The following is a 22,489-nucleotide window of genomic DNA, read 5'->3' as shown; positions in this document are numbered from 1 at the left end:
CTCGTCCTTCCCGCATGACACAGCCGTCCCCACCACCGCCGAGGGAGCGCCGATGTGCTGGATGGTCGCCCTCCTTGCCGAGGACGGGATGCAGTACGTATACCGGGTGTACGCGCCGCGTGAGGCGCTGCCGGGTGATCTCTTCTGGGCCGCCTTCCACTGCCACGACGAGTCGGCGCGGCCGCGCGCCTGCGACCTGTTCGACTCCGCCGAGATCTGGGCGCTGGAGACCTTGCGGATCTGACCTCGCGATCTGACGGTTCATCAGTATTGAATGTTCACCCCGCTGCCGCTACGTTCCGCGACACGTTCCCCGTCCTGTGAAGTCCCGTGAAATCCCATGAAGTCCCATGAAGGAGTGGTCGCATGGCCGAGGTCAGCGCGGAGGCACGTATCGACGCTCCGGCCGAGAAGGTGTGGGCACGGCTCACCGACTTCTCCTCGTACGGGGAGTGGAACGCCACGCACACCAGCTTCCCCACCGGCGGCCCCGAACGGCTGGAGCTCGGCGCGACCTACACGGAGAACATGAAGCTGATGGGCTTTCCCGCCGAAGTGGCGTGGACGGTGGACGCGTTCGAGCCTGGCCGGGTGTTCGGCGTCCAGGGCAAGGGCCCGATGGGCGTGAACGTCACCAACCGGTACTCCGTCGTCCCGGACGGCGCGGCCACCACGGTGCGCATCGACGGGGAGTTCACCGGCGCGGCGGTCTCACTCATGGCGGGCAAGCTGAAGGACTCGGCGACCGCCGCGCTCAATGAGTCGCTGCGCAGGCTCGCGGGGCTGTGCGCCTGAGCACCCGGCGCCCCGCGCGCCCGAACCGGCGAGAGCCCCGCAGCCGTTGGCTGCGGGGCTCTCGCCGTGGATGAGGTTCAGTCCTCGTCCGCCAGGATCAGATAGAGCCTCTTGCGGGCGTCGTTGATGACGGCGAGCGCCTTCTCGCGCTGACCGGCCGAGCCCGTCTTCCAGACCTGACCGAACGCCTCCATCAGACCGAAGCCGGCCTGCCGGATCTCGTGCATGGCCTCCCAGTCGACTCCGCGCCCGGCGTCCTCCCAGGGTGCGTCCGCCCCCGATTCGGCCTCGGTGCGCCCGGTGTCGGTGAGCGTGAACAGCTTCTTGCCGCCCTCGCTCCGGCTGGCGATCAGGCCCTCGTCCTCCAGGAGCTGGAGGGTGGGGTAGACCGAGCCCGGGCTGGGCTTCCAGGCCCCGCCGCTGCGCTCGCCGATCTCCTGGATCATCTCGTAGCCGTGCATCGGCCGGTCCTTGAGGAGGGCCAGGATCGACGCGCGGACGTCGCCGCGCCGCGCCCTGCCCCGGGGTCCGCCCCGGCCGCCGCGACCGGGCCCGAACGGCCCGCCGCCCCACGGCCCCCCGCCGAAACCGGGGCCGAAGGGCCCGAAGGCGGCGCGCCGGCCCTCGAAGTCACCCCGACCGCGATGGCCGGGTCCTTGCTGTCCGTATCCATGTGAACACATGGTTCGTTCCTTCCATCGTTGAACTGTCGCGATGCCTCAACGATATATCGGCGACATTCGTTGAGCAACCCCCTTTCCTCCGATGGCCCGGGCCACCGTCCGGGCGCAGGCTGGAGGGAGCGGAGCCGGGAGCGAACGCCCCCGGGGAGCGCGGAAGGGGGTGCGACGCCATGTCCCGGTTCATGGACGTCCACCACGGAATGACGGGCATCACAGCCGACCAACTGGCGCGGGCACACCAGGCCGACCTGGCCATCGAGAACGAGGAAGGCGTCCACTTCGAGAAGGCGTGGGCGGATCCGGCGTCGGGCACGGTGTACTGCCTTTCGGAGGCACCGTCGGCCGACGCGGTGCGGCGCGTCCACGAACGCGCGGGCCACCCGGCGGACGAAGTCCACCCGATCCCCCTGATGGTCTGATACCCGACCCGGCGAGGCCCGGACGTCGCCTCTTGCCGCGCCGCTCTGCCCGCGCGGCGCGGCACCGCGTGCCCTGGCGGGCCCGCCAGGGCGCCGGGTCGCTCAGCACCGGGCCAGTCATCGCGCATTGGCCTTGGCCCGGGCCGATCCCGGCCCCGTACGGTGCGGCCATGCGCATCCGAATCGTCGACGCCTTCACCGCCCGGCCCTTCGCCGGAAACCCCGCCGGGGTCCTCCTCCTGGACGCCTTTCCGTCGGACGGCTGGCTCCAGGACGTGGCCCGCGAGGTCAACCACGCCGAGACCGCCTTCGCCCACCCCCTGCCGCCCGGCGGCGACGCGGACTGGGCACTGCGCTGGTTCACCCCGGCCACCGAGGTCGACATGTGCGGACACGCCACTTTGGCCACCGCGCACGTCCTGCGCTCCACCGGCGCCCTGACCACAACCGTCCGTTTCACGGCACGCTGCGGCATCCTCACGGCCACCGCCGCCGACGACGGCGCGATCACGCTCGACTTCCCCACCTCCCCGCTGGCAGAGGAGCCGGTTCCCGACGGCCTGGCCGAGGCCCTGGGCGCGGCGGTCGTCTCGGTCCACGACACGTCCCCCGACATCGGCGACCTCGTGGTCGAGCTGCCCGACGAGGGGGCCGTACGCGCCCTCGCGCCCGACCCGCGCGCCCTGGGCCGGCACTCCGCGCGAGGCATCATCGCCACGGCCGCCGCCGAGGATCCCGCCGCCGGCTACGACTTCGTCTCGCGCTGCTTCTTCCCCAACGTCGGCATCGACGAGGACCCCGTGACGGGCAGCGCCCACACCGCGCTCGCCCCGTTCTGGTCGGCGCGCCTGGGACGTACCTCGCTGACCGGCCTTCAGGCGTCGCCGCGCTCGGGCCTCGTCCGCACCGAGGTGCGCGGCCCACGCACCCTGCTGACCGGGCACGCGGTCACCGTCCTTGACGGCGAGCTCCTGACGGCACCTTAAGGTCGCGCCACAACGGCGTAAGGGGCGTACGCAATAGCCGTACGCCCCTTACCGTTGCCCCGCCCCCTCACATCGTGGGCAGCCAGCTCACCTTGCCCGCGAGCAGCGCGTACCCGACGAAGGCCCCGATGTCGAGCAGCGCGTGCGCCACCACGAGCGGACCCACCCGCCGCCAGCGCCGGTAGAGCAGGACGAACACCACGCCCATCACCATGTTGCCGAGGAAGCCACCGACCCCCTGATAGAGGTGGTAGGAGCCGCGCAGCACGGCGCTCGCGGCGAGCGCGGCGGACGGCGACCACCCCAACTGGCCGAGTCTGCGCAGCAGATACCCGACCACGATCACTTCTTCGAGTACGGAATTCTGGAGCGCCGAGAGAATCAGTACGGGGTACTTCCACCACACACCGGGCAGCGACTCGGGCACGACGGTCAGATTGCCGCCGGCCGCCCGCGCCACCAGGTAGAAGGCGAGTCCCGCGCTGCCGATCCCGGCGGCGATGAGCACGCCCCGGCCGAGGTCCGGCCACGGCCGGGTCCGGTCGAAGCCCAGCACCCGCAGCCCGCCGGCCCGCTCCCGCACCAGGAGGTGCGCCACGAGCGCGACCGGCACGAGCGCCGTCGCGATGCCGAAGAGCTGCCAGGCGAGATCGAGCCAGGGGCGCCCGGGAGCGTAGGAGGCGTTGAGGTGTGCCGCCTGGTGCGCGAGGCCGCCCGGTCTGGTCAGCGAGCCGACAAAGCTGATCAGGGCCGACACCCCGCTCGCGCCGAGCGAGAGCGCCAGGACGAGAACGGTCTCGGACCGCAGGATTTTCGGTGAACACCCCTGCTCGGGAAGGGAATCAGCCACCCGCTCGGCCTCCACCTGCACACCTGCCTCCAGTTGATGAATCCCGGTCCATCCCCACCGCCGCCCCGCTAGGGTCTCGAAGGACAAGCTGAGGATCGCGCGCGACAGGCCGGGGACGGCCGCCATCGCGATGGCGGCCGTCCCCTGTTCCTTGTTCACCATTCAAGGAGGGGCACCACCGCCATGGGACGTCACAGCTTGCCCGACGACGCCACGGGGGCGAGCGGCGGGGCCGCCCGGGTGGCCGCGCCGGCGCGCACGGTCGCGCTCGCCCTCGCTCTCGTGCTGGCCGTCGCGGCGGGCACGGCCGTCGCCGTCCAGCGCGGGCTGCTGTCCTTGCGCCGCTCCTGCGCGGCCACCGCCGTGCGGCTCGATCTGGTCGCGTCGCCCGATGTGGCGCCCGCCGTCCGGGCCGTCGCCGACCGGGCCCGCAGGGAGAGGATCACCTCGGACGGCTCCTGCATGGACGTACGGGTGAGCGCCCGCGACTCCTTCGAGGTCGCCGCTTCGTTCGCCTCCCCCGCCAGACCCGACTTCTCGGTGTGGATCCCGGACGCCTCCCTCTGGGTGGACCGGGCCAAGGACGCCTCGGCGAACGTGCTCACCGCCGGACACATCGCCACCTCACCGGTCACCCTCGCGGCGGTGCCCGCCGCCGCCGTCCCGCTCGGCTGGCCGGCGAAGACCTACAGCTGGGCCGAGCTGGCCACGGCCACCACACGGGACGCCGCGCCGCGCCTCGGCATGGCCGACCCCACGCGCAGCGCCTCCGGGCTGCTCGCCCTGAGCTGCGTCGGCAAGTCGGCGGCGAGCACGGGCCACGGCGGTGGCGCCCGGGCGGCCGCCCTCGCCGCGCTGCTCGCGCGACGGGTCTTCACGGGTGACGCCCAGGCCGTGCGGACCCTTGGCAAGGGCGGCTCCGGGGACAGCCAGGCGCTGGTCGTCTCCGAGCAGGCGGCGTTCGCGTACAACACCGCGCACGGCGGGGACCGGGCGCTGCGCCTCTTCTATCCGACGGACGGCGCGCCGCAGCTGGACTATCCCTACGCCATGGTCCGCGAGACCCGGATGAGCACCGACGAGAGCCGGGCCGCGATGCGTTTCATGACGCTTCTCGGCGATCCCGAGTCCACGCGCGTCCTGGCCGCACAGGGCTTCCGTACGCCCGGCGCGCCGGTGGACGGCCCGCTCGCGGCCGAGGCCGAAGCGAACTCCCCGCAGCCGTACGCGAGCGCGAGCGCGCAGCCGCCGTCGGCCCAGGACCTCCAGGACGCGCTCGGCATGTGGGCGAGCACCGTGCGCGGCGCCCGCCTGTCGACGGTGGCGGACGCCCCGGGTCCGATGGCCATGCCGGCGCCTGGCGCGGGCGATCGCACCCGGCGTGCCCCTCTCCGGCGCCCGGTGGAAGGTCAGCCTCGCCGCGCCTGAGGGCCCTGAAGGTCCGGACAGCCCGTCGGCCAGGTGTGCACCGGCTCGCCCGCGAGCATCAGTTCGCGGTAGCGGCGGGTGGTGGCGGCGAGGGCCGCCTCCCTGCCGAGCCCCGCCGCCAGCGCCTCGTGGTAGGTGTCGACCTGCCAGGACGCGCCGTTGACGCGCCGCCTGCACCGTTCCTCGATGATGCCGAGGTAGTGGTCGCGGTCGGCCGGCGCCACGCCCCACGCGTCGAGCCCGGCGGCGGCGAGCGGCAGCAGTTCCTCGCGGACGAGCTTGATCGCGGGCACCCGGGTGACGCCGCCGCCCCGCCTCGGCGCCGGCCACAGCAGCTCGGCGTCGATGCCGTAACGGCAGGCGGCGTCGAAGTTCGAGGCCGCCGACGCGAAGGGGAGCCGGGTCCACACGGGCCTGCTGTCCTCCGCGAGGGCCCGCACCAGACCGTAGTAGAACGCCGCGTTGGCAAGGACATCGCTGACGGTGGGCCCGGCCGGCAGCACGCGGTTCTCCACCCTGAGGTGCGGCACGCCGTCGGCGATCCCGTACACCGGCCGGTTCCAGCGGTAGATCGTGCCGTTGTGCAGCACCAGCTCCTTCAGCTGCGGCACCCCGCCGTCGGCGATGACGCGCAGCGGTTCCTCCTCGTCGCAGATGGGCAGCAGCGGCGGGAAGAACCGCAGGTTCTCCTCGAAGAGTTCGTACGCGGACGTCACCCAGCGCTCCCCGAACCAGGTGCGCGGGCGCACGCCCTGGGCGCGCAGTTCGGCCGGCCTGGTGTCGGTGGCCTGCTCGAACAGCGGCGGCCGGGACTCCCGCCACAGCTCGCGCCCGAACAGGAAGGGCGCGTTGGCGCCGACCGCGATCTGCACGGCCGTGACCGCCTGCGCCGCGTTCCACACCGCGGCGAACCGCGCCGGTGTCACCTGCAGATGCAACTGCACGGAGGTGCAAGCGGCTTCTGGGGTGATCGAGGCGGAGGTGCAGACGAGCCGTTCCACGCCTTGGATGTCGAGGGTGAAATCCTCTCCGCGCGCGGCCACTATCTGATCGTTGAGCAGGGCGTAGCGGTCGACGTCGGAAAGGTTCGCCGATACCAGGTCGTCCTGGTCCAGGGTTGGCAGAATTCCGATCATGAGGATGCCGGCGTCGACCTCGGCGGCCTTGCGGTCGGCATACCCGAGCCCGGTGCGCAGCTCCTCCGCCAGTTGATCGAATACGCGGCCACCGAGCCGGTGCGGAGCTATGTTCACTTCCAGATTGAACATTCCGAGCTCGGTCTGGAAATCCCGGCTCGCGATGCGTTCGAGCACTTCGGCATTCATCATGCGCGGCATACCGTCGGGACCCGCGAGATTCAGTTCGATCTCCAGCCCCATCAGGTTCCTGGGGCGGTCGAACCGCTTCTGGTCCAGCAGCAACCCCAGTCCCTCGAGGCACTGCCGCAGCTTCTCCCGGTAGCGGTGCCGATCGGACAGGTCGAATCCGCCTGCCACGACCTTCTCCCCCATCTAAGGGTCCCTCCTCGAATGGGCGGCCGGCAGCACCGGCCGCGCGCGTCACGGTCGATAATGCCCAGGCAGACTGATCCATAACGCCTGCGCGCCAAGCGCCGGGAGAGTAGTGTCGGATGCCACGGCCCGCGGCACATTCATCAGGCATACGGCAACGTGCAGTTACCGCCTTCTTGGTTCTGGTGAAAAACACCGACGAGTTTCGGCCGACCCCCGGCGGGGCACCTTTCCAGGTTGGAGATCCGGGGAGGGCATTTCCCCGGGTTAATCCACCACCCAGAAGGACCGGGAACCGACTTGCCGGCAATATCGCCGACAGCTAGCCGAAACACTGTGTGAACACGTGTCGTATAAACTCTGCAAACGAGGCAGAGAGGCGGCGCTCCGGCCCCCGTTCGCCGGCCCCCTCTGACCCCGCACCGCACACACCGCCGTCCGCACCGCCCACGCATCACCGTGTCTCCGAAGTGAGAGGCGACCCACCATGCCGCTGCATGTCCCCCCGGCCCCCGCGCCCGCCCTGCGCAGCGTCCTCGCGGCACTCGGTTCCCCCACCGCCGTCCGCGAGGCCCGTACCCCGGCCCTCCGCTCCGCCCCCGGTCCGCTCACCCCCGAACTGCCCCTCCCCCTCCACGTGCTGGACGGGATCACCTCGGGCGGCCGGACGGCGCGCAGCCGCCTCGCCGGATGGCGCTTCCTGATCAGCGACCGCGACCATCCCGTCGCCGCCGCCGACACCCGCCTCACGCCGGACGGCTGGACGTTCTCGCACTTCTTCGAAGGCCCCTACATCGCCTCGACCCAACGTGCCCTGCGCCAGGCCGAACTCCTCGCCACGCCCTTCCAGCCCCGGCTCCTCTCGGTGCCCGAGCTGTACATGCTCACCCTGTGGCTGCACGGCGACACCGGCGCCGACGGCGCCTCGGGAGCGCCCGCGCCGCACGATCTTCTGGTGCCGCTCGCGCCCGCCCCGCCCGGCATCTGCTCCCACCGCCCGCTGCGCGTCAGCGAACTCCTGCCGGTCCTGACCCTGCGCCTGGCCCCGGCTCCCCTGCTCGGGCAGCCCGCCTGACGTCCGTGTGACCGCGCGCGAAAAAATGTGCCCCGCGACCGGTGCGGTCGCGGGGCCTCGTGTGTCTATGCTGCGTACGCGCTCCTGCGCCATACGGGCTAGTCCCGTCGGGTCAGGCCGAACCACCCGAAAAGACAGGCCAGTTGAGCTGAACCGTCCGCACGGGTGATACGTCCTTGAGCATAAGGAAGCGCTGCCGCGAAATCCCTGCGGATTGACTCCCGTGGGGCAACACTGGGATCGGACCGACCGACTTACTACCGGGGGGCGGCCATGAACAACGCACCGAGCCGCAGCACACTCACCACGACGCAGCGAAAGAACGCATCCATGTGCCAGCACAAGCCAGCCTGTCCCACAGCCTTCTCCGCCGACCGGGAAGCCGCGCAGCCCGTGGCACACCACCCGGAACAGGGCTGGAGCCTGCTGTGCAACGGCGTCCTGCTCTTCGAGGACACCGGTGAGCTGTTGCCGGACGGGCAGATCATCGCCCCGCACCGGCCGCTGACGGCGGAGCAGGTGGCCACGGCGGCTTAGCGCGCCGCGCACCAGCAGTACCCGTACCGACCGGTCGCGCCGCGGCCCCGTCCGGTACGGACACCCAAGGGCCGGCCCGGGGAGAACGCCCCGAACCGGCCCTTACGCATGGGTGCGATCAGTGGTCGTACTCGTCGAGCGGCGGGCAGGAGCAGACCAGGTTGCGGTCGCCGAAGGCTCCGTCGATACGGCGCACCGGCGGCCAGTACTTGTCGGCGGCCGACACCCCGGCGGGGAAGACGGCCTCCTCGCGGCTGTAGGCGTGGTTCCACTCGCCGCCGAGCGCGGCCGCGGTGTGCGGCGCGTTGGCCAGCGGGTTGTCATCGGCGGGCCAGACGCCGGAGGCGACCTTCTCGATCTCGCCCCGGATCGCGATCATCGTGTCGCAGAACCGGTCGATCTCCCCCAGGTCCTCGGACTCGGTGGGTTCGATCATGAGCGTGCCGGCCACCGGGAACGACATGGTCGGCGCGTGGAAGCCGTAGTCGATCAGGCGCTTGGCGATGTCGTCGACGCTGACCCCGGTCGCCTTGGACAGCGGCCGCAGGTCCACGATGCACTCGTGCGCGACGAGACCGGCCGGGCCCGTGTAGAGCACCGGATAGTGCGGCTCCAGGCGCTTGGCGATGTAGTTCGCGGCGAGCACGGCGACCTGGGTCGCCCGCTTGAGCCCTTCGCCACCCATGAGACGGACGTACGCCCACGAGATCGGCAGGATGCCGGCCGAACCCCAGGGGGCCGCCGAGATCGGGCCGACGCCGGTGGCCGGTCCTGCCGTCGGCTGGAGCGGGTGGTTGGGCAGGTAGGGCGCGAGGTGGGCGCGCACGCCGACCGGGCCGACGCCGGGGCCGCCGCCGCCGTGCGGGATGCAGAACGTCTTGTGCAGGTTGAGGTGCGAGACGTCGCCGCCGAACTTGCCCGGCTTGGCGAGGCCCACCAGCGCGTTGAGGTTCGCGCCGTCCACGTACACCTGGCCGCCGGCCTCGTGGACCTGGGCACAGATGTCGGCGACGTGCTCCTCGAACACACCGTGCGTGGACGGGTAGGTGATCATCAGCACCGACAACTCGTCGCGGTACTGCTCGATCTTGGCCCGCAGGTCGGCGGCGTCGACCTCGCCGTCGTCGGCGGTCTTGACGACGACGACCTTCATGCCGGCCATCACGGCGCTCGCGGCGTTGGTGCCGTGCGCGGAGGAGGGGATGAGGCAGACGGTGCGCTGGGTGTCGCCGTTGGCGCGGTGGTAGGCGCGCACCGCGAGCAGGCCGGCGAGCTCGCCCTGGGAGCCGGCGTTGGGCTGGATGGACACCGCGTCGTACCCAGTGACCTCGGCCAGGCGCTCCTCCAGCTCGCGGATGAGGGTGAGGTAGCCGGCGGCCTGCTCGACCGGCGCGAAGGGGTGGATCTGCCCGAACTCGGGCCAGGTCACCGGCTCCATCTCGGTCGTCGCGTTCAGCTTCATGGTGCAGGAGCCGAGCGGGATCATGCCGCGGTCGAGCGCGTAGTCGCGGTCGGCGAGCTTGCGCAGGTACCGCAGCATCGCGGTCTCGGAGCGGTGCTGGTGGAAGACCGGGTGGGTCAGGAAATCATCGGTGCGCAGCAAGGCGTCCGGCAGGGTGTCCGCGGCCGTGGCGTCCAGCGCGTCCACATCGGCGCCGGTCCCGAACGCGCCCCAGACGGCGGCCAGTTGGGCCCGCGTGGTGGTCTCGTCACAGGAGAGGGAGACGGTGTCCGCGTCGACCTGGTGGAGGTTGACCCCGCCTTCGCGGGCGGCGGCGACGGCCTTGGCGGCGCGGCCGGGCACGCGCACGGTCAGGGTGTCGAAGTAGGCCTCGTGGACGACGTCGACGCCGGCGGCCCGCAGGCCCTCGGCGAGCAGCACGGCGTAGCGGTGGGTGCGCCGGGCGATCTGGCGCAGACCGTCCGGGCCGTGGTAGACGGCGTACATCCCCGCCATGACGGCGAGCAGCACCTGCGCGGTGCAGATGTTGCTGGTCGCCTTCTCGCGGCGGATGTGCTGCTCGCGGGTCTGCAGGGCAAGGCGGTAGGCCTTGTTGCCGTCGGCGTCGACGGAGACGCCGACGAGACGGCCGGGCAGGCTGCGGGCGAACTTCTCCTGGACCGCCATGAATCCGGCGTGCGGGCCGCCGAAGCCCATCGGGACGCCGAAGCGCTGGGTGGTGCCGACGGCGATGTCGGCGCCGAGGGAGCCGGGCGAGGCGAGCAGGGTGAGCGCGAGCAGGTCGGCGGCGACGGTGACGATCGCGCCCAGCTCGTGGGCGGCGTCGATGACCGGCTTGAGGTCGCGGACCTGGCCGGAGGCGCCGGGGTACTGGAGCAGCACGCCGAAGACACCGCGCTCGGCGATCTCGGCGGGGATGCCCTCGCTCAGGTCGGCGACGACGACCTCGACGCCGGTCGGCTCCGCGCGCGTCTGGATCACGGCGATCGTCTGCGGCAGGGTGTCGGCGTCGATGAGGAAGACACCGCCCTTGACCTTGCCGACGCGCCGCGACAGGGCGAGGGCTTCGGCCGCCGCGGTGCCCTCGTCGAGCAGCGAGGCGCCGGAGGTCGGCAGGCCGGTCAGCTCGGCGACCATGGTCTGGAAGTTGAGCAGCGCCTCGAGGCGGCCCTGCGAGATCTCCGGCTGGTAGGGCGTGTACGCCGTGTACCAGGCGGGGTTCTCCATCACATTGCGCAGGATGACCGGCGGCGTGAAGGTGCCGTAGTAGCCGAGGCCGATCATGGGCGCGAGCACCTGGTTGCGATCGGCGAGCCGGCGCAGTTCGGCGAGCACTTCGGCCTCGGTCCGCGCCTCGGGCAGGCCCAGCGCCTCCGTGCTCTTGATGACGTCGGGGACGGCGGCGGCGGTCAGCTCGTCGAGCGAGCCGTATCCGACCTGGGCGAGCATCTTGGCCTGGGCCTCGGCGTCGGGCCCGATGTGGCGCTGCTCGAACGGAATGCCACGCTCCAGCTGGCTGAGCGGAATGCGGTTGGCGGTCATTACGAAGGCCTCCTGGTCGCACGACCTGCGAGGGGTACCACGGCGCGGGTACCCGGACGGCCTCCCCCTCTGTCATCTCAACCTGAGAGCTTCACCGGGACGCATGGGGGCGACCCGGTTTTCACCGTCGGTGAGGAAAGGATGTGCCCGGGCAGTGGTGCCCGCGCGTTCCCCGTCCTGCTTTCCAGAGTGACCTCGTCCGTGCGGTCCGTGGGCCTGAGAGATTCCGGGGAGGATTTGCTCCTTCGGCGCCCACCGGGCGACTCGTCGAGTACGCCGGAGGGCTCTCCCGCACGGGGTCAGCAGCCGTTCGCCAGCCTACCAGCGCGCTCCGAGCCGATTCTTTGTTCAACTGCCTCGAGTGGCCAACCCTCGCGATGTGCACTTTTGTAGTGCTTATGGAGCAGTTGTCACCGGTTGCGACCAGTTGGAGGGACCGTGCAGACCGATATCGATCCGCGCAGCCTGATCGGCCGCAAGGCGTACGACCGCAATGGACGCAAGATCGGAACGGTGGACGAGGTCTACCTCGACGACGCGACGGGCGCACCGGAGTGGGCCGCCGTGCGCACCGGCCTGTTCAGCCGGGACGCCTTCGTCCCCCTGGACCCCAGCACCCTGGTCGACGAGGCGCTGCACGTCCCCTTCGAGCGCAGCCTGATCAAGGAAGCGCCTGACTTCGGCGTGGGCCGCCACCTCTCCCCGGAGCAGGAACTCCAGCTCTACCACCACTACGGTCTGGACATCTCCGCCCCCTCCCCCGATCCCGGCCCGCCGCCCTCCGACCGCGACTTCGGCCGGCTCGCGGGAGGCGACATCTGACCCCTCCCGCCGCTGTCCTCGGGCGGGGGCCCGCTTTCGCGCCGGGACCCGCTCTTGGGCCGGGGTCCCTCCTCGGTCCGGGGTCCCTCCTCGGTCCGGGGCCCGCCCTCGGTCCGGGGCCCGCTCTTGGGCCCAGGCCCGCCCTCGGTCCGCCCGTCGGGGCCGGGGAGAGCCGGCCCGTCCGGGGGGTGCTGCGAGGTCTCCGCCGGCTCCACCAGGGCCAGCGGCTCCCCGGCTGTGAGCCCGGGATCGTCCACCCTGAACGTCCGCACCCGCCCCGGTGCCCGTGACGTGGGCGTCTCGAAGCGCACGGTGACGCGCCCCACACCGCTGCCCTGCACCCAGCCCGGTCCGTACTCGCTGTGCCGCACGTCGTGCCCGGCCAGCCAGCGGCGCTGGGCCGGGTCCTCCACGGTCTCCGTCTCGGCGGCGGCCGCCGCCTCCTCCCGCTCGGGCTGCTCCTGCGCCGCTCGGTCCCCCGCCGCCTGCGCGAAAAGGTCCTCCTGCGTGAAGTCGGCGAGGCCGGTCACCCCCACCCCGAGCAGCCGCACCCCGCCCGTGGTGTCCACCGAGTCGAGCAGCCGCCCGGCCGCCTCCCGCACCACCGCGAGGTCGTCCGTCGGCCCGCGCAGCGTCTCGGACCTCGTCAGCGTCGAGAAGTCGAAACGTCTGACCTTCAGCACGATGGTGCGCCCGGAGTGGCCGGAGGCCCGCAGCCGGCCCACGCACCGCTCCGCGAGCCGCCCCACCTCGGTCGTGATCCGCACCCGGTCGTGCAGGTCCACGTCGAAGGTGTCCTCCACCGACACCGATTTCGCGTCCCGCTCGGCCACCACCGGCCGGTCGTCGTAGCCGGAGGCCATCCGGTGCACGGAGGCTCCGTGCGCCTTCCCGAGCAGCCGTACGAGCTCGTCCTCGCCCGCCTCGGACAGGTCGGCAACCGTGGTCATCCCCGCCCGGCGCAGATGCTCGGCGGTTGCCGGGCCCACGCCCGGCAGGGTGCGCACCGGCATCGGGGCGAGAAGGGCTCGCTCGGTGCCGGGCTCGATCAGGAACAGCCCGTCCGGCTTGGCCTCCTCGGAGGCGATCTTGGCCAGCATCTTGGATCCGGCGAGCCCGACAGACCCGCTGAGCCCGGTGACCGCCCTGATGTCCCTGCGCAGCCGCTCACCGGCCTCGCGCGCCCCCGCCGCGTCATGGGCCACCCCGCCCGCCTCCAGGTCCACGAAGGCCTCGTCCAGGCTCAGCGGCTCGACCAGGGGCGACAGCCGCCCCAGCAGCTCCATCACCTGCTCGCTGATCGTGCGGTAGAGCTGGAAGCGCGGCACCAGATACGCCGCGTTCGGACACAGGCGCCGGGCCTGGGCCATGGGCATCGCCGAGCGCACCCCGAACACGCGCGCCTCGTACGACGCCGTGGAGACCACCCCGCGCGGCCCGAGCCCGCCCACGACGACCGGCTTTCCGCGCAGGCTGGGCTTCGACGCCTGCTCCGCTGCGGCGAAGAAGGCATCCATGTCCAGATGCAGGATGGTCGGCGCGGCTCTCACATCACTGATGCTGCCGTACGCCACTGACAATCGGCCCAGCGGCGCCGACGGATCCGGGGCCGGGGCTGCCCGCCCGGCCCCGAAGAGGCGTCAGACGGCGCGGTTGCGGCGCCTGGCCAGCTCGTCGGCCGGGTTGTGCCCGACCAGCGTCTCGCCGGTGTCCACGCGCTCACCGTGCAGCTGCGAAAGGGCCGACTCGACGTCCCGCCACACCACGCCCACGGCGATCCCGAAGATCCCCTGACCGCCCTGGAGCAAGGTCACGACCTCGTCGGGCGACGAACACTCATAGACCGTGGCCCCGTCGCTCATCAGCGTCATCCGCTCAAGATCGCGATCTCCGCGCGCCCGCAGATGCTGGACGGCGGCGCGGATGTTCTGGAGGGCGACACCGGTGTCGAGGAAACGTTTGACGATCTTCAGGACGACGACGTCACGGAAGCTGTAGAGACGCTGGGTGCCCGAGCCGTAGGCCGGACGCACACTGGGTTCGACCAGGCCGGTACGGGCCCAGTAGTCGAGCTGGCGGTAGGTGATGCCCGCCGCCGCGCAGGCGGTGGGTCCCCGGTAGCCGATGGTGTCGGTGCCCGGATCGGCCGCACCGCCGTGAAGCGGGTACGGCCCGGTCTCTCCTGGACTTCGTCCGGGAGCGCCCCCTGCCGTACCGTCGCCGCTCATTCTCACGCCGACCCTCCGTCCTTGACCTGCCCACTCGACGGTAGGCAGTCACCCGGGGTGCGTCAACGATCGCCACACTCGGCACGCCGAGTGATAATCACCCTGAGAGTGGTTTCCCGTGTCCCGCTCGCGGGAAAAGCTTCTCGAATGCGCCGAAACTCCACCGGCACACACGCCGCGCGCGGCATCACTGACAGGGCCGCCGGATCACCTGTGCCCGGTGCTCACTGGCTGTTGGTGCCGAAGTCCTCCGGCGAGATCTGGTCGAGGAATTCGCGGAACTTCTCCACCTCGTCCTCCTGCTCGTCCGGAATGGCGATGCCGGCGTCGTCCAGGACGCCGTCACTGCCGTAGATCGGCGTTCCGGTACGCAGGGCCAGCGCTATGGCGTCGGACGGCCTGGCGCTCACCTCCACCCCACTGGCAAAGACCAGCTCCGCGTAGAAGACGCCTTCGCGCAGGTCCGTGATGCGGACCTCGGTCAGCTCCTGGCCAACGGCCTCCAGCACGTCCTTGAAAAGGTCGTGCGTCAGCGGCCGCGCCGGCGCCATCCCCTGCTGGGCGAAGGCGATCGCGGTCGCCTCCCCTGGACCGATCCAGATGGGGAGGTACCGGTCGCCTCCCACTTCACGCAGGAGCACGATCGGTTGGTTGGAGGGCATTTCCACCCGGACACCCACGACGTCGAGCTCGTTCACACAGCAACCCTAGGACGTGCTCGGCAGGTTTGGGTAGTCGGGCACCCACAAGATCAGTGAAGCCGGACACCCAGGGCGGTCTGCACGAGTGCCGCGTGCAGGCGTACGGAGAGCGCGGCGAGCTCCTTGGTGGTGGCCTCGGCATGGGCCCTGGTCTGCGGATTGCGGTGCAGGCGCAGGGGCGCCACGACCTGCTCGACCAGGCCCGCCTCACGATCCGCAGCCGCCTTCATGGCCCGCAGATGACGCGGTTCCAAACCGAAGCGCCCGAGGTCCGCCACCAGGCGCGCCACGTTCACCGACTCCGCGTCGAAGCCGCCCTCGGGACCTGGCGTGACCAGGCCGTACGACTCCCACTCGGCCAGCTCCGCCTCGCTGACCTCGGCGGCCGCCATGAGCTCCGCGCGGCCCACCCGGGCGGCGGTGGGCCGTTCGGGGTCGGGCTCGCCCCAGGAGCCCGGCAGCTCCCGGGAACCCCCAGGAGCGGGCAGCGAGGGCTGCTCGCCCCTGCTGAGCGCGTCCAGGTGCTCGCGGATGACCTTGAGCGGCAGATAGTGGTCGCGCTGCATCCGGAGGACCTGAGCCAGCCGCTCCACGTCAGCGGCGGTGAATTTGCGGTACCCCGACGGCGTACGCCGGGGCTCGACCAAACCCTCGGACTCCAGAAAACGGATCTTCGAGATCGTCACCTCGGGAAATTCCTCGCGCAACTGATGGAGCACGCCGCCGATGCTCATCAGCCGGCCGCCCTCGGCGGCGGTGCCGGAACCGGCACCGCCCGTCGGTGTATGCAGCATGGACCTTCCCTGGCTGGATCTCAGAGAGCGCGCTGGCTCGCGTAGAAGACCAGCCGGTACTTCCCGATCTGGACCTCGTCGCCATTGGCCAGGTCGACGGCGTCGATCCGCTCGCGGTTCACGTACGTACCGTTGAGGCTGCCGACGTCGGAGACCGTGAAGCGCCCGTCGGGACCGCGCCGGAACTCCACGTGGCGGCGGGAGACCGTCACGTCGTCCAGGAAGATGTCGCTCTGCGGGTGCCGGCCGGCCGTGGTCAGCTCGCCGTCGAGCAGGAAACGACTTCCCGAGTTGGGTCCCCGGCGCACCACCAGGAGCGCCGAACCCAGCGGCAGCGCGTCCACGGCGGCCTGGGCCTCCGGGGAGAGCGAGGGCAGCTGCGTCTGGCCGGTCACCTCGGCGTCGTACGCCTCGAGACCCGAGATGGAGATGGTCGAGGTGGTCTCCGAAGCGCGCTCCGGAACCACACCCGGGCGCAGCGGGGCGCCACAGTTGGAGCAGAAACGGCTGGCTGCGGGGTTGCTGTGCCCACACCTCGTACAAACAGGCAAGCCCGACATCGACGGATCCTCCTGCCGCGGCGGCACCGCGTGGGCACTGGTGGCATACGGGTCGGAGCCAAACCCTCCACCCGTACCTGAGGTTGACGGTTCCCCGAAACCTATGCGCCCCGCGCCCGCGGGGTCAACAGACGACGCGCCCGGAATGTCACCCCCGGAACCGCCCACCTCATCACGGAACAGCGGGCGCTCGCCGCCCCGCTCCTCCGTCCCTTCGGCGCGCTGAGCACGGTGCCTGGCGGCGCTGCCGCCGTCCTGGCGTGCGCTCTTGCCGAACAACTTCGCAAACAACTTCACGGGCGATTCCCCTTGACCGAAATAGACCCGCCCGTGGGGCAGGACGAACCCAGAATCAACACACCTGCCGACCCGGACATCCTCACAACGTCCGTATCCGCCAAACAGTTTCCACCACGTACCACTGTTACAGAGCGGCGACCCCCCGCAACCGCCTGCGCTTGTGCGACGGCTGCCACCCCCGTCCCCATCAGTGCGGGGACGACTGAGCGTAGTCAGGCCGCTTCGCGACCCGCAAGGCGTTCACGACGATCTTCTCCGAGCGGGCGACGGTGGCGGTGGCCTGCTCCTTCTCCAAAGTCTGCACCACTCCGCCGGGGATGTTGAGCGCCGGCTCCAGATCCTGCGGCCTGCCGATCACCTTGAAGACGTACGGCGCGCTCACCTTCTTGCCGTCCACCCCGATGCCGCCGGCCTCGTCGGAGAAGTACGTACTGGCCACCACACGGACATCGTTGACCTGGATCGCCTCCGCCCCCGCCGCACGCAGTTCCTGCACCGTGTCAAGCACCTTGTCGGCCTCGACGGCGCCCTTGGGGTCACCGATCGTCAACGTGATGCCAGGACCTTGCGCCGCGACCGTACCGGCCAGGATGCCGAGCTGCCGCTCCTTCTCCACGGTCTGCTTGCGCGCCTCCGCCGCCTGATTGGAACTCGTCTCCAGCTCCGTACGTTGGCCGTCCAGGCGCTGCTTCTCATCCTCAAGACGCTTGGTACGCGAATCGAGTTCATCCAGGATGCGCACCAGATCCTCCTGGCGGGCCCCGCGCAGCGCGCTGTTGTCGCTGTTCGAGCGGACCTGGATGGCAAGCCCAAGCCCCAGGACGAACAGGAGCAGCGCCACGATGAGCTGCGCGCGGCTGACCCTGGGCGGCCACAAGCCTGCGGCGAGCCGCTGGCGCCCCGTCAGGGCCGGCTGGTCCGCGCCGGATTCGCCCGGGGCGGCAGGGGGCCGCTGCTCGTCGCCGTCACCCTGCCCGGTGTTGTGCACCTCGCTCATCGGCCTCAGGCCCTGAAGACGTGACGGCGGATGGCGGCGGCGTTGGAGAAGATCCGGATGCCCAGCACCACGACCACGCCGGTCGAGAGCTGCGCGCCGACGCCCAGCTTGTCGCCGAGGAAGACGATGAGGGCCGCGACCACCACGTTCGACAGGAAGGAGACCACGAAGACCTTGTCGACAAAGATGCCGTCGAGCATGGCGCGGAGTCCGCCGAAGACCGCGTCGAGTGCCGCGACCACGGCGATCGGGAGATACGGCTCGACCACCGCGGGCACCTCGGGCCGGACCAGAAGTCCGACCACCACGCCCACGACGAGGCCAAGTACGGCGATCACGATGTGCCCTTCCCTGTGTCGGCCGCGCCCGGAGCGGCGCCTGTGGCCCATGGCTGTGCTGTACGAACGGTCAGGCTCGGCGCCGCGGGGAGCCGCACGTCGGACTGCGCCGCGATGCTCGACCTGATCCCGTAATTCTGCTCCAGCACGTGCAAGTACTGGCCGTCCGCGCTGTCCTGGAAGGCCGTGCCGAGCTGTTTCCCGTCCCCCACGGCGAGCACCGTGTACGGCGGCACCAGCGGCCTGTTGTCGACCAGTATGGCGTCGCCCGCCGCTCGGATCGCCGAAAACGATGTCAGACGCTGCCCATTGATGGCGATCGCCTCCGCGCCGGCCTGCCAGAGGCCGTTGACCACGCGCTGCATGTCGCGGTCCCGGACCCGGCCCGTGTCCGCGAACGTCGTGCTCTCACGCGGGCGGCTTCCGTCGCCCTGAGCGGTCTCCTTGGCGTCGTCGACGACCAGCTTCACTCCCGGGCCGTGCACCTCGGTCGCACCGGACAGGAGCGCCACGAGCTCCCCCTGGTCGCCGCCGTGCTTCTCCAACGCCTTGCGCTGGCGGTCCCCGACCTCGGTGCGCAGCCCGTCCACGTCGTCCTGGAGCTTGTCGGCCGCCTTGGTCTCCGACTCGACGCGGTCGATCAGCTCCTGGCGCTCCTTGGCCACGACCGGCGCGGTGACGCGGGCCTGCGCGGCCCCGACCGTCACCACGAGGGCGGCCAGCACGAGGCCGCCCGCGAGCGCGAGTTTGGCCCGCAGGGTGCGCGGCAGACCTGCCCCGCCCTCCGCCTCACGACGGGCGGTCGCCTCGGCGTACCCGTCGTCGAGCGCGTGGTCCATGACATTGGTCAGCAGCGACATCGACGCGTCGGGGCGCGGGGGCGGAGACGACGTGCTCCGAACGGGGGGCTGCTGCGGCATGCCGCACATCGTCGCATGTCGGCGCCGCTACCGCCGAATGGCCCCACCGGTGTGCCGGGCCGCACCTCCCAGGCCGGCCCGGCACTCCATCACGGCGTCAGTGACCCGCGCTGTCGACCACGGCGGCCCATTCGTCGAGCAGCGCCTGAGCGGACACGTCGTCCGGCCCCTCGGCCCACAGATGGGTGACGGCCTCGGCCGGGTCGGGCAGCACCATCACCCAGCGCCCGTCGGCCTCCACGACCCGTACGCCGTCGGTCGTGTCCACGGACCGGCCGGCGGCCGCCTCCACGACCCGGCGCATCACCATGCCCTTGACCGCCCACGGCGTCGGGATGTCCCGCCGCAACACGTGGGCCTGCGGGATGCGCGCGTCGATCTGGCTGAGCGTGAGCTGGGTGCGCGCGACAAGACCGAGGAGCCGCACGAACGCGGCCGCTCCGTCGAAGACGCTGCTGAACTCGGGCACGATGAACCCGCCGCGGCCGTCGCCACCGAAAATGGTGGCTTCCTCACGGCCGACCCGGGTCAGATCATCGGGTGACGTCGTCGTCCAGTCGACCTGGGTGCCGTGGTACGCCGCGACCTGCTCGGCGATCCTGGTGGTCGTGACGGGCAGCGCGACCCGGCCGCTGCGCCGCTCGGCCGCGACCAGGTCCAGCATCACCAGCAGGGCCCGGTCGTCCTCCACGATGCGGCCTCGCTCGTCCACGAGCGAAAGACGCTCGCCGACGGGGTCGAACCGCACGCCGAAGGCGGCGCGCGCCGAGGCGACGATCTCCCCGAGCCGCACGAGCCCGGCCCGTCGGCCCTCCGCCGTCTCCGTCGGCCTGGACTCGTCCAGACCCGGATTGATGACCAGCGAATCCACCTTGAGCCGCCCGAGCAGGCTGGGCAGCACCAGGCCGGCGCTTCCGTTGGACGCGTCGACGACGACCTTCAGGCCGGCCTCCGCGATCCCGGTGGTGTCGGCCTTGCGCAGCAGCGAGCCGGTGTAGGAGTCGAAGACGCTGGAGGGGAACTGCAGATCGCCGATCTCACCGGGGAAGGCCCGCCGGTACTCCTGGCGCGCGTAGACCCGGTCGAGCTTGCGCTGCCCGGCCTGCGAGAGGTCGGCGCCCCGCTCGTCGAAGAACATGATGTCCACGGAATCCGGCACACCCGGCGACGTACGGATCATGATGCCGCCGGCGGTGCCCCGCGCGGTCTGCTGGCGCGCGACGGGCAGCGGTACGTTCTCCAGGTCCCGTACGTCTATGGCGCTGGCCTGGAGCGCCGAGATGACGGCACGCTTCAGCGCGCGGGCGCCTCGGGAGTGGTCGCGCGCCGTGGTGACGGTCGACCCCTTCTTGAGCGTCGTGGCGTACGCACCGGCGAGGCGGACCGCGAGCTCCGGTGTGATCTCCACGTTGAGGATGCCGGAGACTCCCCGGGCGCCGAACAGATGCGCCTGGCCTCTGGACTCCCAGATCACCGAGGTGTTGACGAACGCTCCGGCCTCGACGGTCTTGAAGGGGTAGACCCGGACGTTGCCCTGGACGATCGACTCTTCACCGACCAGGCACTCGTCACCGATGACGGCGCCGTCCTCGATCCGGGCGGCCCGCATGATGTCGGTGTTCTTGCCGATGACGCAGCCGCGCAGATTGCTCTGCTGGCCGATATAGACGTTGTCGTGCACGACGGCCTTGTGCAGAAAGGCCCCGCTCTTGACGACGACGTTGGATCCCACGACGGTGTGCTCGCGGATCTCCGCGTCCGCTTCGACCTTCGCGTAGTCCCCGATGTAGAGCGGACCTCGGAGCACGGCATCGGGGTGGACCTCGGCGCCTTCCGCCACCCATACGCCCGGGGAGATCTCGAAGCCGTCGATGTCGACGTCCACCTTGCCTTCGAGTACGTCGGCCTGGGCCTTGACGTAGCTCTCGTGCGTGCCGACGTCCTCCCAGTAGCCTTCTGCGACATAGCCGTAGATCGGCTTGCCTTCCTTCATCAGCTGCGGGAAGACGTCACCGGACCAGTCGACGGACTTGTCCGCCTCGACATAGTCGAACACCTCGGGCTCCATCACATAGATGCCCGTGTTGACGGTGTCGGAGAAGACCTGTCCCCACGTCGGCTTCTCGAGGAAGCGCTCGACCTTCCCCTCCTCGTCGACGATGGTGATGCCGAATTCCAGCGGATTGGGCACACGCGTCAGACAGACCGTGACGAGCGCGCCCTTCTCCTTGTGGAAATTGATGAGGTCGGTCAGGTCGAAATCGGTGAGGGCGTCACCCGAAATGACGAGGAAGGCATCGTCCTTAAGGGCTTCCTCGGCATTCTTGACGCTGCCCGCAGTACCGAGGGGCTTCTCCTCGTTGGCGTAGGTGAGCTCCATTCCGAGCTCTTCCCCGTCACCGAAGTAGTTCCTGACCAGCGACGCCAGGAACTGCACGGTGACGACGGTCTCATTGAGACCGTGCCGCTTGAGCAGCCGCAGCACGTGCTCCATGATCGGCCGGTTGACGACCGGCAGGAGCGGCTTGGGCATGCTCGAGGTCATGGGACGAAGGCGTGTGCCCTCGCCACCAGCCATCACGACGGCCTTCATGTCGGAAGCGTCCTCCTTGAAGAGATAACGATCTTGCCGACTTCGCCCTGCGGGCAGTCCCTGTGACACCTCGCGCTGCGGCCGGCTCTACGCCGGGGCTCGCGGGCGCCGAGCTCAGTCGGCCTGTGTGTCCGCCTTCACGAGTCGGCGGACCTGAACCACATAGAGGATTCCTGCCCACCAATACAGAGTTGTACCCCATCCGGCGAACGCCCATCCGAAAATCCTCGCGAGGGCGGGGAGCCAGCCGCTTCCGTCGCTGAGCAGCAGCAGCGGGAAGGCATACATCAGGTTGAACGTCGCGGCCTTGCCCAAGAAGTTCACCTGGGGCGGCGGATAGCCGTGCCGGCGAAGGATTCCCACCATCACCAGAAGCATCAACTCGCGGGCCAAAAGGGCAGCGGTCAACCAAATCGGCAGGATCTCGCGCCACGTGAGACCGACCAGGGTGGAAAGGATGTACAACCGGTCGGCAGCGGGGTCGAGCAGCCGTCCCAGACTGCTGATCTGGTTCCAACGACGGGCCAGCTTCCCGTCCAGGTAGTCGCTGACTCCGCTCAGCGCCAACACCAGCAGAGCCCAGCCATCGCTGTTCGGCCCGCCAAAGACGGGGCGGAGAATCAGCCACAGGAAGAGCGGAACGCCGACAAGGCGCGCCATGCTGAGAATATTGGGGATGGTGAGCACCCGGTCCGTCTGAACGCGAGTCTCCTGGACCTCCACCCGGGGGCCTCCTGTGGGAAATGTGCCGACGATGCCCCCTGACCCTACCGTCAGCGCGGGCCAACGGGTGCACAGGGGGTACGGACCTGAGCACGGCCCAACCCCGCCAAAACGCCCGAAAAGCGCCCGGCAAACGCGAAAAAGCCCCGCACCGTCGACCGTATTCCTACGATCGGGTGCGGGGCTTTTCCCACAATTTGTTCGGCGGCGTCCTACTCTCCCACA

Annotated in this window: 22 protein-coding genes and 1 riboswitch; of the genes, 8 read left to right on the top strand and 14 right to left on the bottom strand. The window is 70.5% G+C overall.

The features are described 5' to 3' along the window. Positions 1–52: 52 nt before the first annotated feature. Together ACFYM2_RS14615 and ACFYM2_RS14610 are read left to right on the top strand one after the other, a co-directional pair. Entirely contained in the window at positions 53–244 is a 192-nt protein-coding gene (locus ACFYM2_RS14615) for a hypothetical protein (RefSeq protein WP_359005744.1), read from the top strand. 122 nt (positions 245–366) lie between these two features. Then, positions 367–795 carry an SRPBCC family protein gene (locus ACFYM2_RS14610; RefSeq protein ID WP_359005747.1) on the top strand — a complete coding sequence of 143 codons (429 nt, stop codon included), beginning with the start codon at positions 367–369 and terminating at the stop codon, positions 793–795. Between the two features lie 77 nt (positions 796–872). Here the strand turns inward: ACFYM2_RS14610 and ACFYM2_RS14605 are convergent, their stop codons facing one another. After that, positions 873–1,478: a PadR family transcriptional regulator gene (locus ACFYM2_RS14605; RefSeq protein WP_388836284.1), complete on the bottom strand. Its 606-nt coding sequence runs from the start codon at positions 1,476–1,478 to the stop codon at positions 873–875. Positions 1,479–1,648: 170 nt separating this feature from the next. Between ACFYM2_RS14605 and ACFYM2_RS14600 the strand changes: the two genes are divergently transcribed. Next, the gene (locus tag ACFYM2_RS14600; RefSeq protein ID WP_388836282.1) at positions 1,649–1,897 is read left to right on the top strand and encodes an SCO4226 family nickel-binding protein; all 249 of its coding nucleotides are present in this window, start codon (positions 1,649–1,651) and stop codon (positions 1,895–1,897) included. A 170-nt stretch (positions 1,898–2,067) separates the two neighbouring features. After that, positions 2,068–2,883 (top strand): PhzF family phenazine biosynthesis protein, encoded by an 816-nt coding sequence (locus tag ACFYM2_RS14595; protein ID WP_388836279.1) that lies wholly within the window; start codon positions 2,068–2,070, stop codon positions 2,881–2,883. Positions 2,884–2,950: 67 nt separating this feature from the next. On the opposite strand, the gene ACFYM2_RS14590 is transcribed toward ACFYM2_RS14595, so the two are convergent. Next, positions 2,951–3,733 (bottom strand): CPBP family intramembrane glutamic endopeptidase, encoded by a 783-nt coding sequence (locus tag ACFYM2_RS14590; protein WP_388836725.1) that lies wholly within the window; start codon positions 3,731–3,733, stop codon positions 2,951–2,953. 183 nt (positions 3,734–3,916) lie between these two features. Between ACFYM2_RS14590 and ACFYM2_RS14585 the strand changes: the two genes are divergently transcribed. Then, positions 3,917–5,161: a substrate-binding domain-containing protein gene (locus ACFYM2_RS14585; RefSeq protein ID WP_388836276.1), complete on the top strand. Its 1,245-nt coding sequence runs from the start codon at positions 3,917–3,919 to the stop codon at positions 5,159–5,161. On the opposite strand, the gene ACFYM2_RS14580 is transcribed toward ACFYM2_RS14585, so the two are convergent. Next, positions 5,143–6,672 carry a glutamate--cysteine ligase gene (locus ACFYM2_RS14580; RefSeq protein WP_359005760.1) on the bottom strand — a complete coding sequence of 510 codons (1,530 nt, stop codon included), beginning with the start codon at positions 6,670–6,672 and terminating at the stop codon, positions 5,143–5,145. The genes ACFYM2_RS14585 and ACFYM2_RS14580 overlap by 19 nt on opposite strands. Before the next feature lie 487 nt (positions 6,673–7,159). On the opposite strand from ACFYM2_RS14580, the gene ACFYM2_RS14575 reads away from it, so the two are divergent. Together ACFYM2_RS14575 and ACFYM2_RS14570 are read left to right on the top strand one after the other, a co-directional pair. Continuing rightward, positions 7,160–7,747, top strand: a complete 588-nt coding sequence (locus tag ACFYM2_RS14575) for a hypothetical protein (RefSeq protein ID WP_359005763.1) — start codon at positions 7,160–7,162, stop codon at positions 7,745–7,747. Between the two features lie 330 nt (positions 7,748–8,077). After that, complete coding sequence (locus ACFYM2_RS14570; RefSeq protein ID WP_275901355.1) at positions 8,078–8,284, top strand: DUF5999 family protein; 207 nt, start codon at positions 8,078–8,080, stop codon at positions 8,282–8,284. 118 nt (positions 8,285–8,402) lie between these two features. On the opposite strand, the gene gcvP is transcribed toward ACFYM2_RS14570, so the two are convergent. Then, a complete protein-coding gene (gene gcvP / locus ACFYM2_RS14565; RefSeq protein ID WP_388836272.1) occupies positions 8,403–11,288 on the bottom strand; it encodes an aminomethyl-transferring glycine dehydrogenase in 2,886 nt (961 codons plus the stop codon). 194 nt (positions 11,289–11,482) lie between these two features. Further along, a riboswitch (glycine riboswitch) is annotated at positions 11,483–11,590 on the bottom strand. Positions 11,591–11,726: 136 nt separating this feature from the next. On the opposite strand from gcvP, the gene ACFYM2_RS14560 reads away from it, so the two are divergent. Next, positions 11,727–12,110, top strand: coding sequence for a PRC-barrel domain-containing protein (locus tag ACFYM2_RS14560; RefSeq protein ID WP_350229226.1), 384 nt, complete (start codon positions 11,727–11,729; stop codon positions 12,108–12,110). Here the strand turns inward: ACFYM2_RS14560 and ACFYM2_RS14555 are convergent. From ACFYM2_RS14555 to ACFYM2_RS14510, 10 genes are all read right to left on the bottom strand, one after another. Beyond that, positions 12,020–13,660 (bottom strand): DNA polymerase IV, encoded by a 1,641-nt coding sequence (locus tag ACFYM2_RS14555; RefSeq protein WP_388836269.1) that lies wholly within the window; start codon positions 13,658–13,660, stop codon positions 12,020–12,022. The genes ACFYM2_RS14560 and ACFYM2_RS14555 overlap by 91 nt on opposite strands. A 90-nt stretch (positions 13,661–13,750) precedes the next feature. After that, positions 13,751–14,338: a MerR family transcriptional regulator gene (locus ACFYM2_RS14550; protein ID WP_359005773.1), complete on the bottom strand. Its 588-nt coding sequence runs from the start codon at positions 14,336–14,338 to the stop codon at positions 13,751–13,753. Between the two features lie 224 nt (positions 14,339–14,562). Then, on the bottom strand, positions 14,563–15,036 hold the full coding sequence (locus ACFYM2_RS14545; protein ID WP_006123076.1) for a bifunctional nuclease family protein: 474 nt from the start codon (positions 15,034–15,036) through the stop codon (positions 14,563–14,565). 53 nt (positions 15,037–15,089) lie between these two features. Continuing rightward, on the bottom strand, positions 15,090–15,833 hold the full coding sequence (locus ACFYM2_RS14540) for a MerR family transcriptional regulator (RefSeq protein ID WP_359005776.1): 744 nt from the start codon (positions 15,831–15,833) through the stop codon (positions 15,090–15,092). 20 nt (positions 15,834–15,853) lie between these two features. Then, positions 15,854–16,798 carry an FHA domain-containing protein gene (locus ACFYM2_RS14535; RefSeq protein ID WP_359005804.1) on the bottom strand — a complete coding sequence of 315 codons (945 nt, stop codon included), beginning with the start codon at positions 16,796–16,798 and terminating at the stop codon, positions 15,854–15,856. A gap of 82 nt (positions 16,799–16,880) precedes the next feature. Then, positions 16,881–17,690, bottom strand: a complete 810-nt coding sequence (locus tag ACFYM2_RS14530; RefSeq protein WP_388836266.1) for a DUF881 domain-containing protein — start codon at positions 17,688–17,690, stop codon at positions 16,881–16,883. A gap of 5 nt (positions 17,691–17,695) precedes the next feature. After that, a complete protein-coding gene (locus ACFYM2_RS14525; RefSeq protein ID WP_003970459.1) occupies positions 17,696–18,028 on the bottom strand; it encodes a small basic family protein in 333 nt (110 codons plus the stop codon). Continuing rightward, positions 18,025–18,948: a DUF881 domain-containing protein gene (locus tag ACFYM2_RS14520; protein ID WP_359005782.1), complete on the bottom strand. Its 924-nt coding sequence runs from the start codon at positions 18,946–18,948 to the stop codon at positions 18,025–18,027. The genes ACFYM2_RS14525 and ACFYM2_RS14520 overlap by 4 nt, the downstream gene beginning before the upstream one ends. A gap of 97 nt (positions 18,949–19,045) precedes the next feature. Next, complete coding sequence (locus ACFYM2_RS14515; RefSeq protein WP_350229231.1) at positions 19,046–21,541, bottom strand: mannose-1-phosphate guanyltransferase; 2,496 nt, start codon at positions 21,539–21,541, stop codon at positions 19,046–19,048. Between the two features lie 114 nt (positions 21,542–21,655). Continuing rightward, positions 21,656–22,264, bottom strand: a complete 609-nt coding sequence (locus tag ACFYM2_RS14510; protein WP_350229232.1) for a CDP-alcohol phosphatidyltransferase family protein — start codon at positions 22,262–22,264, stop codon at positions 21,656–21,658. Positions 22,265–22,489 lie beyond the last annotated feature (225 nt).

This window comes from Streptomyces sp. NPDC006711 (assembly GCF_042869775.1).
In the GTDB taxonomy this organism is placed as follows: Bacteria; Actinomycetota; Actinomycetes; order Streptomycetales; family Streptomycetaceae; genus Streptomyces.
The sequence above is the reverse complement of the archived record's forward strand: the minus strand, read 5'-3'. Positions and strand labels throughout refer to the sequence as shown.